Annotated in this window: 19 protein-coding genes; 16 read left to right on the forward strand and 3 right to left on the reverse strand. The window is 32.3% G+C overall.

Translation table 11 applies throughout. From position 1 onward, the window contains the following. The first annotated feature begins 1 nt into the window (after window position 1). Both AC9UFV_RS02625 and purD read left to right on the forward strand, forming a co-directional pair. Entirely contained in the window at window positions 2-1,369 is a 1,368-nt protein-coding gene (locus tag AC9UFV_RS02625; RefSeq protein ID WP_509572481.1) for an undecaprenyl-phosphate glucose phosphotransferase, read from the forward strand. A gap of 127 nt (window positions 1,370-1,496) precedes the next feature. Beyond that, window positions 1,497-2,768 carry a phosphoribosylamine--glycine ligase gene (gene purD, locus AC9UFV_RS02630; protein ID WP_509572483.1) on the forward strand — a complete coding sequence of 424 codons (1,272 nt, stop codon included), beginning with the start codon at window positions 1,497-1,499 and terminating at the stop codon, window positions 2,766-2,768. Window positions 2,769-2,786: 18 nt separating this feature from the next. Here purD and AC9UFV_RS02635 read toward each other — a convergent pair whose 3' ends face one another. Further along, window positions 2,787-3,017: a DUF6341 family protein gene (locus AC9UFV_RS02635; RefSeq protein WP_509572485.1), complete on the reverse strand. Its 231-nt coding sequence runs from the start codon at window positions 3,015-3,017 to the stop codon at window positions 2,787-2,789. A 48-nt stretch (window positions 3,018-3,065) separates the two neighbouring features. Here AC9UFV_RS02635 and AC9UFV_RS02640 point away from each other — a divergent pair, with 48 nt between their 5' ends. Beyond that, entirely contained in the window at window positions 3,066-3,995 is a 930-nt protein-coding gene (locus AC9UFV_RS02640; RefSeq protein ID WP_509572487.1) for a DUF6427 family protein, read from the forward strand. On the opposite strand, the gene upp is transcribed toward AC9UFV_RS02640, so the two are convergent. Then, on the reverse strand, window positions 3,990-4,643 hold the full coding sequence (gene upp / locus AC9UFV_RS02645) for a uracil phosphoribosyltransferase (RefSeq protein ID WP_509572489.1): 654 nt from the start codon (window positions 4,641-4,643) through the stop codon (window positions 3,990-3,992). The two genes, AC9UFV_RS02640 and upp, sit on opposite strands and share 6 nt — an antisense overlap. A gap of 67 nt (window positions 4,644-4,710) precedes the next feature. On the opposite strand from upp, the gene AC9UFV_RS02650 reads away from it, so the two are divergent. Then, complete coding sequence (locus AC9UFV_RS02650; protein ID WP_509572491.1) at window positions 4,711-5,316, forward strand: DUF4254 domain-containing protein; 606 nt, start codon at window positions 4,711-4,713, stop codon at window positions 5,314-5,316. Window positions 5,317-5,359: 43 nt separating this feature from the next. Continuing rightward, window positions 5,360-6,361 (forward strand): glycosyltransferase family 9 protein, encoded by a 1,002-nt coding sequence (locus tag AC9UFV_RS02655; protein ID WP_509572493.1) that lies wholly within the window; start codon window positions 5,360-5,362, stop codon window positions 6,359-6,361. Between the two features lie 42 nt (window positions 6,362-6,403). On the opposite strand, the gene AC9UFV_RS02660 is transcribed toward AC9UFV_RS02655, so the two are convergent. Continuing rightward, window positions 6,404-7,456 (reverse strand): 2Fe-2S iron-sulfur cluster-binding protein, encoded by a 1,053-nt coding sequence (locus AC9UFV_RS02660; RefSeq protein ID WP_509572495.1) that lies wholly within the window; start codon window positions 7,454-7,456, stop codon window positions 6,404-6,406. 175 nt (window positions 7,457-7,631) lie between these two features. Between AC9UFV_RS02660 and AC9UFV_RS02665 the strand changes: the two genes are divergently transcribed. The 11 genes from AC9UFV_RS02665 to AC9UFV_RS02715 all read left to right on the forward strand — a co-directional run bounded on the left by AC9UFV_RS02665 (window position 7,632) and on the right by AC9UFV_RS02715 (window position 17,257). Next, window positions 7,632-9,116, forward strand: a complete 1,485-nt coding sequence (locus AC9UFV_RS02665) for a DUF5687 family protein (RefSeq protein WP_509572497.1) — start codon at window positions 7,632-7,634, stop codon at window positions 9,114-9,116. Window positions 9,117-9,158: 42 nt separating this feature from the next. Then, window positions 9,159-9,854, forward strand: coding sequence for an ABC transporter ATP-binding protein (locus AC9UFV_RS02670; protein ID WP_509572499.1), 696 nt, complete (start codon window positions 9,159-9,161; stop codon window positions 9,852-9,854). Between the two features lie 86 nt (window positions 9,855-9,940). Continuing rightward, the gene (locus tag AC9UFV_RS02675) at window positions 9,941-10,726 is read left to right on the forward strand and encodes a DUF2490 domain-containing protein (protein WP_509572501.1); all 786 of its coding nucleotides are present in this window, start codon (window positions 9,941-9,943) and stop codon (window positions 10,724-10,726) included. Window positions 10,727-10,773: 47 nt separating this feature from the next. Then, entirely contained in the window at window positions 10,774-11,022 is a 249-nt protein-coding gene (locus tag AC9UFV_RS02680; protein WP_509572503.1) for a hypothetical protein, read from the forward strand. A gap of 301 nt (window positions 11,023-11,323) precedes the next feature. Then, window positions 11,324-14,095: a type IX secretion system periplasmic lipoprotein PorW/SprE gene (gene porW, locus AC9UFV_RS02685; protein WP_509572553.1), complete on the forward strand. Its 2,772-nt coding sequence runs from the start codon at window positions 11,324-11,326 to the stop codon at window positions 14,093-14,095. A 4-nt stretch (window positions 14,096-14,099) separates the two neighbouring features. Continuing rightward, entirely contained in the window at window positions 14,100-14,459 is a 360-nt protein-coding gene (locus tag AC9UFV_RS02690) for a bactofilin family protein (protein ID WP_509572505.1), read from the forward strand. Between the two features lie 3 nt (window positions 14,460-14,462). Beyond that, on the forward strand, window positions 14,463-14,693 hold the full coding sequence (locus AC9UFV_RS02695; RefSeq protein WP_509572507.1) for an AtpZ/AtpI family protein: 231 nt from the start codon (window positions 14,463-14,465) through the stop codon (window positions 14,691-14,693). A gap of 5 nt (window positions 14,694-14,698) precedes the next feature. Next, window positions 14,699-15,097, forward strand: a complete 399-nt coding sequence (locus AC9UFV_RS02700; protein WP_509572509.1) for a hypothetical protein — start codon at window positions 14,699-14,701, stop codon at window positions 15,095-15,097. Window positions 15,098-15,213: 116 nt separating this feature from the next. Beyond that, the gene (atpB, locus tag AC9UFV_RS02705) at window positions 15,214-16,347 is read left to right on the forward strand and encodes a F0F1 ATP synthase subunit A (RefSeq protein ID WP_509572511.1); all 1,134 of its coding nucleotides are present in this window, start codon (window positions 15,214-15,216) and stop codon (window positions 16,345-16,347) included. 91 nt (window positions 16,348-16,438) lie between these two features. Next, window positions 16,439-16,633: an ATP synthase F0 subunit C gene (atpE, locus tag AC9UFV_RS02710; RefSeq protein WP_379757645.1), complete on the forward strand. Its 195-nt coding sequence runs from the start codon at window positions 16,439-16,441 to the stop codon at window positions 16,631-16,633. 123 nt (window positions 16,634-16,756) lie between these two features. Continuing rightward, window positions 16,757-17,257 (forward strand): F0F1 ATP synthase subunit B, encoded by a 501-nt coding sequence (locus AC9UFV_RS02715; protein ID WP_509572513.1) that lies wholly within the window; start codon window positions 16,757-16,759, stop codon window positions 17,255-17,257.

A 17,257-nucleotide genomic window follows, 5' to 3' on the forward strand; every position in this document is an offset into this window, starting at 1 on the left:
CATGACGGCAGCTCAATCAAGTAGATATTCAAAATATATAAGACCAATAAGTATTGTATTTGACTTATTAGTAATAGCTGTTTTGGGGATTTATTTTTTTGAAGGATTGGTTTCTAAATTCAATGCTTATATAGCTTATTTACTAATTTCTTGGTCGGTAATTGCCTTCCTAATAAAATTTTATGACGTATATAGATTTACCACTCCCGTAGAAATAATCACTAAAATTTTAAAGCAATGTTCCCTGTTTTCATTATTGATAATTGCCTATTATCCGTTTACTCAAGAAGTTGTTTTTAATGAAAAAGCAGTTTTATTTTATGTGCTTTTTTTCACTATATTAATTACCATATTTAAATTTCTGTTATTTTATTATTTAAAAAAATACAGAATAATCACAGGAAGTAATTATAGAAACGTAGTAATTATTGGCCATACCGAAGAATCTATTCGGCTAAAAGAACTTTTTGAAGATAGAGTCGACTATGGATATCGATTTTTAGGCTATTATTCAAATAAAAGTAAATCGCCAGAGATTTCAGGAAATTTAGAAGATTTAAAAACGTATATTCTTAATAATAAAGTAGACGAAATATTTAGTTCTTTGGAAGAAATGACCAACGATCAAACCATAGATATGGTTGAATTTGCTGACACAAATAATATAAACATCAAATTTATTCCAGGCTCAAAAGAGATCTTCTCTAAGAATTTAAAAATAAATTACTTAGAAATGTTTCCGGTATTAACTATGCAAAAAACAATTTTGCACGAGCCTTCAATTAAAACTATTAAACGAATTTTTGATATTGTATTTTCATTATTGGTAATTATTTTTCTGCTTTCATGGATCGTTCCGATTTTGGCAATTTTAATAAAATTAGAATCAAAAGGCCCAGTATTTTTTAAACAAGGCCGACCTGGTTTAGAAGAAAATGAATTTTATTGCTATAAGTTCCGTTCTATGAAATTAAATGAAGACACGGAATCGGAAGCCTCAAAAAATGATCCTAGGGTTACCAAAACCGGTAAGTTTATGAGAAAAACCAGCATGGATGAATTGCCTCAATTTATCAATGTTTTGTTTGGAGACATGTCTGTTGTAGGCCCAAGACCGCATTTATGGTCACAAAATAAATCTTACGGAAGTAAAATAAAAAAATACATGGTTCGCCACTATGTAAAGCCAGGAATCACTGGATTAGCTCAAGTAAAAGGTTTCCGTGGCGAAATAGAATCGGATGAAGATATGATCAACCGAATTAAATTTGACGTTTTCTACATCGATAACTGGTCGCTAATTCTAGATTTAAAGATAATTGTCCAAACAGTTATCAATATCTTAAAAGGCGAAAAAAAGGCGTATTAAAGCTTTCCTTTTTACAAATTTCATTTAGTTTCAACAATTAATTTAAAAGACTTTTATTTTTTTGAGTTTTAATGCCAATTTAAACTCAAAAGAAATTATTTTTGCACCACACAACAATCACAACAAAATGACTATTTTATTACTAGGTTCAGGAGGAAGAGAACACGCACTTGCATGGAAAATGCTTCAGAGCAATAAGTGCACGAAATTATTTGTAGCACCAGGAAACGCTGGAACAAACAGTATTGCTACTAATGTGAACTTAAAAATCACTGATTTCGAAGCGATTAAATCATTTGCCTTGAGCGAAAAAATAGAAATGGTAGTTGTAGGCCCTGAAGACCCATTAGTTAAAGGGATTTTCGATTTTTTCCAAAACGATGCCGATTTAAATCATATACCCGTTATTGGACCTTCAAAAAAAGGTGCGCAACTGGAGGGAAGTAAAGAATTTGCTAAAGAATTTCTTGTAAAACACAATATTCCTACAGCTGGTTACGATAGTTTTACAAAGGAAACGGTGGAAAAAGGATGTGCATTTTTAGAGGCGCTCCAACCGCCATACGTTCTAAAGGCAGATGGATTAGCAGCTGGAAAAGGCGTTTTGATAATTAATGATTTAGCGGAAGCCAAACAGGAATTAAGAAATATGTTAGTGGATGCAAAATTCGGAGAAGCCAGTTCAAAAGTGGTAATTGAAGAATTTTTAGACGGTATAGAATTAAGCTGCTTTGTATTGACAGACGGTAAAAATTATAAAATTTTACCTACAGCAAAAGATTACAAGCGAATTGGCGAAGGAGATACAGGATTAAATACTGGCGGAATGGGAGCTGTTTCACCAGTTCCATTTGCGGATGCAATCTTACTTGAAAAAATCGAAAATAGAATTGTTAAACCCACAATTGAAGGTTTGAAAAAAGACAAAATTCAATACAAAGGGTTTGTTTTTATTGGATTAATTAACGTAAAAGGAGAGCCAATTGTAATTGAATACAATGTAAGAATGGGCGATCCTGAAACGGAAGTGGTAATTCCAAGATTAGAATCGGATTTAGTAGAATTGTTTCAGGCTGTTGCCAATGAAAAACTGAATGAAATTAATTTAAAGGTAACCGATAAAAGTGCAGCAACTATTATGGTAGTTTCTGGAGGTTATCCTGAAGAATATGTAAATGGGAAAGTGATTTCAGGAATAGAAAACGTTACTGATTCTATAGTTTTTCATGCGGGAACCAAGAAAGATGGCGAGACCATAATTACGAATGGAGGAAGAGTTTTGGCGGTAACATCATTGGGAGAGAATTTTGAAGAGGCCATAAAAAAATCGTATCAAAATATAGAAAAACTACATTTCGATACGATGTATTTTAGAAAAGATATCGGTTTCGATCTTTAATAAATCCTTTGTTGGATTTTATTTGAAGAAAGAATGAGCAGTTGTATCTTGATATTCTTCGTTATTAGCTTTGTGTAATTGCAATTGTTTGATCCAATAAACCATTGCAGCCGTGCAAATAATTAAGAAAATCCAATTAATTATATTGGCAGCAAACCAATTTTCTAATTCTAATTCTCTTAAATAATTTTGTGGAATGAAAAAAATGTTTTCAAATAACCATTGTATTCCTTCAAAAAATGCTTTCATCTTTGTTCAAGTATTATATTTACATTTGCAAAAGTATAAAATATCCATATGATTACAAGTCTTTTTAAGAAATCTACACCAATAAATTTTGCATTTGTTTTTTTAATGCTATTATTTTTCTTTTTAACTACTCAATTTCATCAAGTTGGAACTGTTTTTTCATTTGGTTTACTTGCTAAAAAAGCAATGTTATTTATATTGATTTTTGCCTGTTTTTTCATTGGAAATTTCATCATAAAAAAGAACGGACTCAGCAAAGACAGTGCTTTCATGATATTGTTTTATTTGCTTTTGCTGCTTTTCTTTCCTTCAGTAATGGATAATTCTAAGTTGTTTTTAGCCAACTTTTTTATTCTTTTAGCGCTCAGAAGACTTTTCTCGTTACAATCTTCAAAATCTCAAAAAGAAAAAATATTTGATGCTTCATTGTGGGTATTTGTGGCTTCTTTATTTCACTTTTGGAGTATTCTTTTTTTAATATTAGTTTTTATTAGCATTCTCTTTCACGCTGCGCGAGATTATCGAACGTGGTTTTTACCTTTTATTGCCTTCTTTATTTCGTTTGTGTTGTTGTTCTTTTTTGATTTAGTTTTTGAAGCAAATAATATTCAAAAAATAATTGCAAATTCTGAAAGTAATTTTGAAATCAATTATTTTATCAATAATTATCAAAACTTGGCGCTTTCCCTTTTTGCCCCAATTTCGTTATTTTTCATTGCTAATTTAGGTCTTACTATTTCCAGCCGACCAATAATTCTACACTCAACGTACAAGAAAATCATAGCCGCTTTTTTTATAGGACTATTGGTTTTTGTGTTTTCACCAAATAAAAGTAACGACATTTTGCTGTTTACATTTGTGCCGTTGGCTTTTGCAATGACTATTTTTGTAGAAACGCCGCAATCAAAAGCCAAGACTGAATTGTTTTTTTTGGCAGTGGTGGGTTGTAGTTTATTTTCGTTTTTCTCTCAGTTATAATTTAGTTCCAAAAGCCAAATCACCTGCATCGCCAAGTCCTGGAATGATATAATTTTTCTCGTTTAGCTTCTCATCTATAGAAGCAATCCAAAGGTGACAATTATGTGGCAATTGCGATTCTAAGTATTTTATACCTTCTGGTGCGGCGATAACTACAGCCAAATGAATTTCTTTAGGAGTTCCTTTAGTAATTAATTTATTAAACACTGCAACTATAGATTGTCCGGTTGCCAACATTGGATCTACCAAAATTAAATTGGAATCGTTGATCTCTGAAACGGCTTCGTATTCTACTTTTATTTCAAAGTTATCATCGTTATTTGGATGAAATCGATAAGCAGATATAAAACCGTTTTCTGCACCATCAAAATAATTCAAAAACCCGTTGTGTAAGGTTAAACCAGCTCTTAATATGGAGCAAATCACTATTTTATCATTTAACTTTGAGCTATTTTTAACTCCTAAAGGAGTGGAAATATCACAATTTTTGTATTGCAATTCCTTACTTATTTCGTAGGCCATAATTTCGCCAATTCGTTCTATGTTTCTTCTAAATCTAAGGCGGTCTTTTTGAATGTTTACATCTCTAATTTCTACTAGAAAATGATTTAGAACGCTATTTTTTTCAGATAAATGATGAATTTTCATAAAATTGGTATTAATATTTCAACGTTAAAAGTATAAAAAGTATCTTTGCCTTTTAAATAACAAAGATATGTTTTCAAAATTAGCTTATTCAGTATTTGAACAAAGTATTCAAGATTATCATCAATTTGATAATGTAGATCAACCAATTAATAACCCTTTTCCGAAAGATAAATTTGAGCATTTGTTGTATCACAAAAATTGGATTGATACTGTTCAATGGCATTTTGAAGACATTATTCGTGACCCAAATATAGATCCAGTTGCAGCGCTAACGTTAAAAAGAAGAATTGATGCTTCAAACCAAGAGCGTACGGACATGGTGGAATACATCGATAGCTATTTCCTACAAAAATACACCCATGTTACCGTAAAAACTGGTGCAAAAATCAATTCAGAAAGTCCCGCTTGGGCATTTGATAGATTGTCAATTCTAGCTTTGAAAATTTATCATATGAATGAAGAAGCAACTCGTGAAGAGGCTTCTGCAGAGCACCGTCAAAAATGTCAAGAAAAATTAAACGTACTTTTAGAACAAAGAACGGATCTTTCAACTGCAATTGAGGAATTGCTACTTGACTTTGAAAATGGTGATAAATTCATGAAAGTGTACAAGCAAATGAAAATGTACAACGACGATGATTTAAATCCTGTTTTGTATCAGAATAAAAAATAATTGACACTTTAAATTGTCAAAACCAATTGAACATATAGCCGTCATGAGACTCTCCGCAATGGGAGATGTTGCCATGACGGTTCCTGTTTTAAGGGCTTTTATCGAAAAATACCCCTACGTTAAAATCACCGTTATTTCAAATCCTTTTTTCCAACCTTTATTTAATGATATTCCGAATGTTACCTTTTTGTCATTCGATAAAAAAGGAAAACACAAGGGTTTTCTAGGATTATTTCGTTTTTTCCTAGAACTACGAAAAAGTAAAATCGATGCTTTTGCCGATTTACATAACGTATTGCGATCAAAAGTAATCAGAGGTTTATTTGCCTTGAGCGGAAAAAAAGTGGCTTTCACCGATAAAGGAAGAAAAGAAAAAAAGGAAGTAACTCGCCCGGTGAATAAAATTTTAAGACCACTTCCAACTGTTTTTGAAAGACATGCAAATGTGTTTTCAACACTTGGTTTTCCAATAGAGTTATTGAATCCAACTTTTCCTGAGAAATCGAAATTGGCATCAGAAATTTTATCTGTTGTGGGTGATAAAATTGAAAAATGGATTGGGATTGCGCCATTTGCTCAGCATGATTCTAAAGCGTATCCTTTGGATTTAATGCAAAAAGTTATTCATCAATTGGTTGAAAAAACAAACTATAGAATTCTACTTTTTGGTGGTGGAAAAAAGGAAATCGAAGCATTAGAATTGATTTCTAAATCGCATAAAAACGTAATTTCTGTTGCTGGAAAATTGAAATTCAACCAAGAAATTCAGCTCATCAGTAATTTAGACGTCATGCTATCCATGGATTCTGGCAACGGACATATCGCAGCTATTTTAGGAGTAAAAACAATCACTCTTTGGGGAGCAACGCATCCATATTTAGGATTTTCTCCGTTCCATCAGCCCGAAGAAAATAGCTTGGTTTCCGATAGAAATTTGTACCCAAAACTACCAACATCCATTTATGGAAATAAAAAAGTAGTAGGTTACGAAGACGCAATGAGAACTATTTCTCCGGAAAGTATAGTTGAAAAAGTCATTCAATAGCAAATTCAAAAATCAACTTTAGTTTTTAAAATCTGCAATCACTTAAACGTCGTCGAAGTCAACAAAAATCGTATCCGATGTGGGATGTGCTTGACAAGTTAAAACCAATCCTTCGGCCAATTCTTTATCGGTAAGAATAGAATTTTTCTTCATTTCAGCAGTTCCCACAGTTACTCTCGCCATACAGCTGCTACAAATTCCGCCTTGGCAAGAATAGGGAGCGTCAATTCCTTGTTTCAAAGCCGCGTCTAGAATGGTTTGCTTTTGCGACATTTCAAAAGTGGTTTCTTCATCGTCCACTAAAATGGTGATTTTAGAATGACCTCCTAATGATTCATGAATTTTATTTTCAGAAGTAGCACTGGTAAAAAGTTCGAATTTTATATTTTTTTCAGAAACATTTTGCTCTTTTAAAACAGTTGAAACGGTGTTGATCATTTCTTCCGGTCCGCACAAATAGAATTTATCAAATGTCAATTCTTTGTGTTTGTTGTTCAAGACAAAATTCACTGTCGATTTCTCAATTCGGCCAAAAAGTTCGTTTTCAACTTTCGCTTCTGTGTAAGAATAATGTACAAAAAAGCGCCCCACATATTGTGATTGTAAGTCGTTTAATTCTTGGTGAAAAATAGTTTCTTCAGGAGATTTATTTCCGTAAACCAATACAAAAGTACTTTTTGGCTCGCTGGTTAAAACGCTTTTTGCAATAGACATAATTGGTGTGATTCCGCTACCAGCTGCAAAAGCCGCGTAATTTTTTTGGCGATCGTGTTGAGGTTCGAAGGTGAATTTTCCTTCCGGACTTCCCACTTCTAGCACATCTCCCGCTTTTAATTTTGCATTAGCAAATTGCGAAAACAATCCGTTTTTAACTGCTTTGACTGCAATTCTCAATTCGCCACTTTCTGGTGAAGAACAAATAGAATAGGCACGACGAATTTCTTCCCCGTCTAAAGTTAGTTTTATGTTGAGGTATTGCCCAGCCACGAATTTATAGTTGGATTGTAATTCTGCGGGAACATTAAATAGAATAGAAACGGCGTCTTTAGTTTCGCGTTTTACTTCTTTAATGTTTAATTTATAAAATGACGACATTGATTTATTTTTTGGCAAAGATAGCAAACGAATTAGGTTTCTGAAAATGATATTTGTCAGTATTTATATACAGCACAAGTTTAGTGATATAAATATCTTAATTGCTTGATGAATTATCAATTCTCCAATCAATAATTTTCCTATATTTATCGAATTATTATAAACCTATAATTTTATGTTTAAACACTTTATCAATCTCCAATTAAAATCTTTTTTGCGCTCGGCAAGTGTTGGAAAGAGTATCGCGCTAAAAATATTTTTAGGATTTATTGCGTTGTATTTTATCCTTTCCTTTCTAGTTTTAGGGATAGCACTTTACCCACTTCTTCATGAAAGTTTCCCCAATCAAAAACCCATTCAATTGGTCAATAACGTAGTCATTTTTTGGTTGGCCATCGAATTAATTTTTCGTTTTTTCATGCAAAGCTTGCCGGTTATGAATATCAAGCCGTTATTAATTTTGCCTGTTAAAAGAGAAAAAGTAATCCATTATGTTTTACTGAAAAGCGTTTTTTCAATTTATAATTTATTCCCATTATTGGTGATTCTGCCCTTTGGAATAACCACTATAATTGAGGGAAATGCTGTCACTGCTTCGGTTTTAATTTGGATGTTCACACTTTATATTTTGGTTTTATGTGTCAACTATGCCAACTTTTTGATCAAAAAGAAATTTGCCGATAATATAATAGCCTTTTTAGTTTTTGCAATATTAGGTGGAACTTTTGCAGGTTTAGAATATTTCGAAATTTTCAAAATCAGCAGTTTCACGGGAACTATTTTAAATAGTTTATTGCTAAATCCAATTCTAGTCCTAGCGCCTATTTTGCTTTTGGCCGGTTTGTATTTTTGGAATTTTAATTATCTAAAAAGCAATTTTTATTTAGACAATACTTTAAAAACAAAAATCAAAGAAGCGAAAACCACCGATTTAAGTTGGACCAAACGCTTCGGAGAAATTGCACCCTTTTTGCAATTGGATTTAAAATTAATTTGGAGAAATAAAAGACCGCGAACAACAGTTTTTATGTCATTTATTTTTTTGCTTTACGGGCTAATGATTTACAACAATCCTATATATAATGATGTTTCCTTTATTTATGTTGTAGTTGGGCTTTTAATGTCGGGAATATTTATGGTCAATTTCGGTCAATTTATCCCCTCATGGGATTCTAGTTATTTTGGAATGATGCTATCACAAAACATTACTTTCCGAAAATATTTAGACTCCAAAGTAGGCTTAATGTCATTTTCGGTAGTTGTTTTAGCTTTATTAACCACGCCCTACGTTTATTTTGGCTGGAATGTATTAGCGACTAATTTGGCGTGCGCTGTTTATAATTTAGGAATCAACATTCCCGTTCTAATGTTTGCGGGTTCTTTTAATGTGAAGCGGATCGATTTGGAAAAATCACCTTTCATGAATTACCAAGGAACCGGTGCCGCTCAATGGATTGTTGGTTTGCCAATATTTCTAATTCCAGGACTTATTTTCTTTATTTTCTCGGAGCTATTCAATGCTGAAACGGCTATTATCGCTATTGCAGTCATTGGATTTATTGGGTTGCTTCTCAGAAATACGTTGATGAATTTCATCACCAAAGGATATCAAACTAGAAAATACGCCACTTTAAACGGATTTAAACAAGAAGAAAATTAATCGATTAAACAAATTATCAAACAACCGAATAAACTTTTTTTAATGATACAAGTAACTCAACTTTCAAAAACATACAACGGAACTACCGTATTAAACATACCAAATTTAGAAATCCCAAAAGGCCAAAGCTTTGGTTTAGTAGGAAACAATGGCGCTGGGAAAACTACTTTTTTCAGTTTGCTTTTGGATTTAATCCAACCTACCACTGGGACATTAACAAATAATGAAATTCAAGTGAGCACCAGTGAAGATTGGAAGCCGTTCACCGCTGCTTTCCTTGACGAATCGTTTTTAATTGGTTACCTAACCGCAGAAGAATACTTTTATTTTATTGGCGACATCCGCGGGCAAAACAAAGCCGATGTGAATGCGTTGCTTTTAAAACACGAAGAATTTTTCAATGATGAAATCTTAAGAAATAAAAAATATTTACGCGATTTATCAAAAGGGAATCAGAAAAAAGTGGGCATTATTGCGACGCTAATTGGCAACCCCAAAGTGGTCATTTTGGACGAACCGTTTGCCAATTTAGACCCAACAACGGTAAGTCGATTAAAGAAAATCATTAAAGAATTGGCCGAAAATCCTGAGATTACGGTTTTGGTTTCTAGCCATGATTTGCAACACACCGTTGAGGTTTGCGACCGAATTGTAGCTTTAAACAAAGGGGAAATTGTAAAAGACATTGTGACTTCGGCAGAAACTTTAAAGGAATTAGAAGCTTTTTTTGCAGTTTAATTTTGACGTGCCCTCGTTACACACTTAACTTTAAACCTGACAAGTTTTCAAAACCATTTAAGAGTAGCCTTTTGAAAAATGAATATATGAAATTGAGAATCTTTTTCTTTTTTACGGCTTATTTACTCATTGGCGTTCCTGTCTATGGGCAAAGCAACCGATTGAATACAAGTAATAGCATCGGGTGGTATAACTATTTTGGAACATTTAAAGTGTCTGAAAAATTTGGCATACATACCGAATACCAATGGCGTAGAGACAACACAGTTACAGATTGGCAACAAAGTCTTTTAAGAGTTGGCTTAAACTACAATTTAAATCCGAGAATACTTTTCAGAGTAGGTTATGCTTGGATAGAAACTTTTCCGTATGGTGAATACCCAATCAATGGATTAGGCAGGGATTTTACAGAACATAGAATTTTTGAAATGGTTCAACTTTCGCATAAAGAAGGAATAATAGACTTCTCTCATCGATTTATGTTAGAACAAAGATTTGTAGGTAGATATAGTTCAACAAATCAAATTACCGAGGATGAATTTCCGCTTTTAAACAGATTAAGATACCTATTTAGGCTTCAAATGCCATTAATTGGCAAGGAAACGAAAGATAAAACTCCTTATGTTGCTCTTTATGATGAAATTTTTATTGGCTTTGGGGAAAATGTAAGCGCTAATATTTTTGACCAAAATAGAATAGGCGCATTAATAGGTTTTCGTTTTAACAAAAATGTGAGAATTGAAGGCGGATATTTAAATCAAACACTACAGTTTGGCAGACAAATAAATGGACAAAGTGTTTTCCAAAATAATAATGGATTAATCATTAACGCAAACTTTAACATTGACTTGACAAAGCGACCAAAAGAGTAAAAAGCACAGTCGTTCCAATTGAAAAAAGCAACTAAAACCTAATCAAGATGAAAAAAACATTAAAAATAATTTCTACTCTGGCACTTATATTATTTGGAGTTTTATGGGTTTCAAGCAAATTAAACTTCTGGAATGAATTTAATTCTATTCAAATAAGAAATGTATTGATCTTAATATATTTATTTACAAGTTTAAAATATTTTCAAATGGAGGTCAAAGATAAAAATTCTGAAATTCAAGAATTAAAATTAAAACTTGAAAAAGTGACTAAATTAGAACATTTGACAGATATATAATCATCAAAGTTTTAGGAAATCCAACCGAAAAAGAAACTACAAAAGCAAAAAAAGGCCTTCAAGAAACCTTCGTGAATTAATTTAAACAAACCAAAGCGTTTTCAAAACCTGTAAGGTTAATACTTATTCTAATGCACAATTAGTTTTCCAAAAAACCCACCGAACCTTTTCTAGTATCAAAAAGAAGTGTATTTTTACGTGTTATATACTAAAATCAAGATTTTTTAGTTAAAGAATAAAACATTTCAAATTGAAAAACACTATATTTAAATATTCGTTCACCCTAGGTTTTCTGCTTTTATTGATAGCTTGTTCTACCAAAAGGGACACATTTGTATCTAGAAATATGCACGCCCTAAGCGCTCGAGACAATATTTTATACAATGGTCAAATCGCATTAGATAAAGGGATTGCAGATGTTAAAGGGACTTACAAAGACAACTTTTGGCAATTATTACCTATAGAAAGAATGCAGGTTACCAAGGAAGAAGACAAACCTGAAACTGCAAAAAACACCAATTTTGAACGCGCCGAAACCAAAGCTACAAAAGCCATTCAAAAACATTCCATGAATATCAATGGAATTGAGAGAAACTACCAGATGGACGAGGCCCATTTATTGTTAGGTAAAACAAGGTATTACGACCAAAGATTTATTCCCGCACTTGAAGCTTTTAATTATGTTTTGTACAAATCGCCAACCAGTGATAAAATCCTTGAAGCAAGAATTTGGAGAGAGAAAACCCACATGCGATTGGAAAACGATGAATTGGCATTAAAAAATCTAAAGTATATTCTTAAAGATGTCAGACTAAAAAAGCAGGTTTTAGCAGATGCAAATGCTACAATTTCTCAGGCGTTCATCAATGTTGGAAAAAAAGACAGTGCAATTGCAAGCCTGAAATTAGCAACTCAGTTTACAAAATCGAAAGAGGAAAAAGCAAGATACCGTTTTATTTTAGCCCAAATTTATCAAGAACTAGGTTATAAAGATAGTGCGTCTATTGCATATCAATCAGTTATTGATATGAAAAGAAAATCTCCAAGAATTTATGTAATTCATGCGAAAGTCAATCAAGCGCAATTGGCTGGATATGAAAAAACAGATTCGATTTCGTTTCTAAAAACATTTAACAAACTCCTTGCTGATAGAGAAAACCGACCATTCTTAGATGTACTTCACCATCATTTAGCGCTTTATTATGATAAAAATAATAAAATCGGAAGTGCGAAAAAAGAATACAACAAATCTTTAAAGCTAAAAACAGGAGACACCTATACCATTGCCTCGAATTATAGAAACTTGGCAGATATTTATTTTAAGGAAGCAAAATACCCAATTACAGGGAAGTATTTTGATAGTACATTAGTTCATTTAAAACCAAGATCACGTGAATTCAGATTTATTAAAAAGAAGCGTGAAAATTTAGATGATGTAATAAAATATGAGGGAATTGCCAATAGAAACGACAGCGTGATTAACGTATTTAAAATGTCGGAATTAGACAGAATTGCCTATTATGAAAAGTACATTTTTAAATTAAAAAAAGAAGACAATCTGAAGAAAATGTTAGCCGCAAAAACAGACGAAAAGAACAAACAAAACAATAATTCAGCCGGCGGTCCGCCACTAAGTGGAACAGACGCGAAAAATGCAAGTCAAAAAGCAGAAGCTCCGCCAATGAATTTTCAAGCATCAGCAAGTGTTGGCAAAGAAAGTGATTTTTATTTCTACAATTCAAAATCGGTGGCTTATGGAAAACTCCAGTTTAAGAAAACTTGGGGGAATCGCGCATACAAAAATAACTGGAGATTGTCATCGGATGCTGCTACGAATTCTAATACTGACCCAAATTTAAATATGGATCCAACTTTAGACCCTTCAATAGCTAAAGAGGATAAAATCGAAGAAAAATACACCGCTTCGTTCTATTTAAAAGGCCTTCCAACCAGCCAAAAGGTGATTGACAGTATTACAAGAGAAAGAAACTTTGCTTACTACCAATTGGGGTCGATTTATAAAGAAAAATTCAAGGAATACCAGCTAGCAGCAAATAAATTAGAGCAATTATTGAATTACGATCCTGAGGAGAGATTGGTGCTTCCGTCGATGTATAATTTATACAAAATTTACGAAATCATCAAAAAAGAAAAGGCTTTAGCGATGAAGGCAAAAATTATTAGCCTATATCCAAATTCAAGATATGCTCAAATTTTAGGAAATACGAATCCTGAAATTACAGCTCTTGATACGCCTGAAGCTGCTTACAACAAACTCTATAAATTATATGAATTGGGAGATTATAGAACCGTAAATGATGAATTAGAAACGGCAATAGATCAATATGACGGCGAAGAATTAGTTGCAAAATATGAATTACTGAAAGCCAACACCACAGGGAAACTAAAAGGAGTTGCAGAATATAAGAAGGCTTTGAATTTTGTGGCTTTAAATTATCCAAACAATATTGAAGGCAAGCAAGCCGAAGAAATAATTAAGAAAGATATTCCTGTTTTAGAGAGTTTTAAATTCTATGCCGTTGCACCTAAATCCTGGAAAATACTTTACAGAATTCCTTATAACGATGATAAGAATAAAAAGGAATTAAGTGATAAAATTAAAAAATTTGTGGCCGATCATAAATTAGATCGGTTGACTTTTTCAGACGATATTTATAATTCAGAAGATAATTTTATTGTAATTCATGGAATTATTTCAGAGCAATTTTCAAAAGCAATAACAGATTCTTTAAAAATCAAAAAAGAGTATAAGATTCAACAAAAACCTATTATAATAACTAATTATAATTATCAAGTTGTACAAATCAATAAGAACATTGAAGACTATTTAGTAGCGCCAGTAGTTGCTCCAAGTCCTATTGTAAAAACGCCTGTAACCCCATCTATTGAACCTGCAAAAACACCAAGTAAGGAAACTTCGATACCTGTAGATTTACCAGTTCAAAAAAACGAAGGTATTCCTCCGCCAGATAATAATAACAGCGGGAACAACACTCCGATTTTAAATAATACGCCTATAAATAAAGAAGAATTTAAAAAGCCTAAAAAGTAAATTTATGTTTAGTAAAACCCCAAAGCCGTATACCGATTTATTAGGGAAAACCAACAGAATTGTTGAAGGAACTACCATAAATGGAGATATTATTTCCCCTGCAGATTTCAGACTTGATGGCCATTTAATTGGAAATTTTCAATCTAACGGGAAAATTGTAATTGGCCCAGCAGGAAGTGTAAAAGGAGATATTATTTGTATAAATGCCGACATTGAAGGAAAATTTGAAGGTAAGATTCAAGTGACAGAATTACTAAATTTAAAAACAAATGCGAGCGTTCGCGGAGAGGTAACATGTAGCAAACTTTCGGTTGAACCTGGCGCAGACTTCAGTGCAACTTGCCTGATGAATTCAATAGAGTAATTTATGCCATCCAACAAAGATTCAAAAAAGCAAAACAACAGCAAGTGGCTTGCTTTAATTAATATCCCAATCCAAATGGGAGTTATTGTTTTTTTGTTTTCTTATCTTGGAAATTGGCTGGATGCCAAATACCCAAACTCAAATACAATTTATGTAAAAATCCTTACATTAGTAGGAGTTGCAATTGCTTTTTACAATATAAATAGGCAATTGAAAGATATTAATAAATCATGATTGTTATGAAATTAAAGAAATTCCAACCACTGCTTGAAGTATTTATTGCCGCAATTTTGTGCTTTGGAATTCATAATTTAATTTTTTATTACAACCAAAACAATCCAAATTATCAGCATTTTAATTTTAGTTTAACCACAGTTTATTGCTTCTTTTTATCTTGTTCGGTAGTGATAATTTTGTTATTGCTATTTGTAAAACAAAGAAGTATTGATAACGTTGGATTTACCTTCTTGTTTGCAACTTGTTTAAAAATCGGAATCTCATTTGCGCTTTTGATGCCAATTTTGAATTCTAAAACTTCTAATATTGGATACGAAAAAATAAATTTTTTTATTGTTTTTGCTATTTTTTTAACCATAGAAACCGTCGTAACCATTAGAATTTTAAACAATAATCAATAAAGATGCTTTTAATTCTGAAAGACATCAAAAAAAGTTACTTAAATTCTTGAATTATTAAGAAATAATGTACCTTTGCACCAAATTTTAGAAAGTAAATAATAAGACAACAATAAGATATGGTGATTTCACACAAACCACTTAAATTAATAATAGCAATATTAATTGCTTTTCTTCCAACATTTGGTTTTTCAAATACCCCTATTGATGCCGCTCATACTAACACAGAAAAAGCGGTTGTAGCTCATGAAACGGAAGCAAAACCTACGGATGAAAAATCAGAAGTTAAAGCTGAAATTTTAGAAGTTATAGGGCACCACGTTTTAGACGGTCACGACTTCTCATTATTTGAATACGAAGGAGAACACATTGGTTTTTCTTTACCAATTATTTTATGGGATAATGGCGTTCACTTTTTTTCTTCTTCAAAATTCCACCACGGTGAATCTGTAGCAGAAAGCAATGGCAATTACTATGTTTTACACCACGAAAAAATTTATAAAACAGATGCTTCTGGAACTTTAACAGGAGATGAGCACCATCCTACAAATCTTCAACCAATTGATTTATCTATCACAAAAGGGGTTTTAACAATTATGATTGTAGCTCTTTTAATGTTTTTTATATTCACTAGTTTAGCGAGATCTTATGCCAAAAATGGAGGAATTTCTTCAGGTTTTGGAAGACTTTTCGAACCAATTGTGATTTACATTCGTGACGAAATTGCTATTCCAAACATTGGTAAAAAACACTATAAAAAATACATGAGTTATTTATTGACCATCTTTTTCTTTATTTGGTTTTTAAATATCTTCGGATTAACTCCGCTAGGAATTAACGTAACAGGAAACATCGCAATCACATTTGGATTAGCAGTTGTAACCTTTATTATTACCAATATTACAGCAAACAAAAATTATTGGGGACACATTTTCTGGATGCCAGGTGTGCCGTTGCCAATGAAAATAATATTAGCACCTATTGAATTATTAGGAGTATTTATCAAGCCTTTTTCATTAATGATCCGTTTGTATGCAAATATTTTTGCAGGTCACATCGTATTAATGAGTTTAATTGGTTTGATGTTTATTTTTAAAAATTGGTTGGGAAGTAGCTTGTCATTTATGTTGTCATTTGCTATTTCTACAATTGAAATTTTAGTAGCGCTATTGCAAGCGTATATCTTTACGATGCTTTCTGCTTTGTACTTCGGTTCAGCAGTAGAAGAACACCATCACGAAGAAGCGCATTAATTGTTTAATCGTTTTTGTTTAATCGATTACCGAATAAATAAATAACCGAATAAACGTAAAGAAAGAATGTTTAATTTTAATACATATTTTTATGGAAATTCCTAAAATCGTTGGAGCAGGATTAGTAGTAATTGGAGCTGGTATTGGTATCGGTAGAATCGGTGGTTCTGCAATGGATGCTATTGCTCGTCAACCAGAAGCTACTGGAAAAATTCAAACAGCTATGCTTATTGCAGCTGCGCTTATTGAAGGTATTGGTTTTGCAGCGTTATTCGCAGTAAACTAGTAAAAACAAAACAAAATGCTGTAACGGTTGGTTGCAGCTTTTGTTTACTTTAAATTAAAGATTAAATCTTGACCTTATAATTAAGGTTGAACAAAAAAAGTACATTATACATTAATATATACTATGGAAAAGTTAATAAGTGATTTTTCGTTTGGTTTGTTTGTTTGGCAATCAATAATATTCATTGGATTAATATTATTATTGAAAAAATTTGCATGGAAACCAATACTTGATGCAGTTAATGAAAGAGAAGAAGGAATTAAAAATGCTTTGCTTTCTGCTGAAAATGCAAGAAAAGAAATGCAAAACCTTCAATCTGATAACCAACGTATTTTGCAAGAAGCAAGATTAGAGCGCGATGCCATGTTAAAAGAAGCTCGTGAAATGAAAGAGAAAATGGTTGCTGATGCCAAAAACGAAGCTCAAGCTCAAGGATTAAAAATGATCGAACAAGCGAAAGCGGCTATCGAAGGAGAAAAAAATGCAGCATTGGCTGAATTGAAATCTCACGTAGCTACATTATCATTAGAAATTGCTGAAAAATTATTGAAAGAAGAATTATCTAACAAAGAATCCCAAGTGAAATTGGTTGAAAAAATGTTAGGCGACGCTAAATTAAACTAA

Source organism: Flavobacterium sp. (genome assembly GCF_044349645.1).
Lineage (GTDB): Bacteria > Bacteroidota > Bacteroidia > Flavobacteriales > Flavobacteriaceae > Flavobacterium.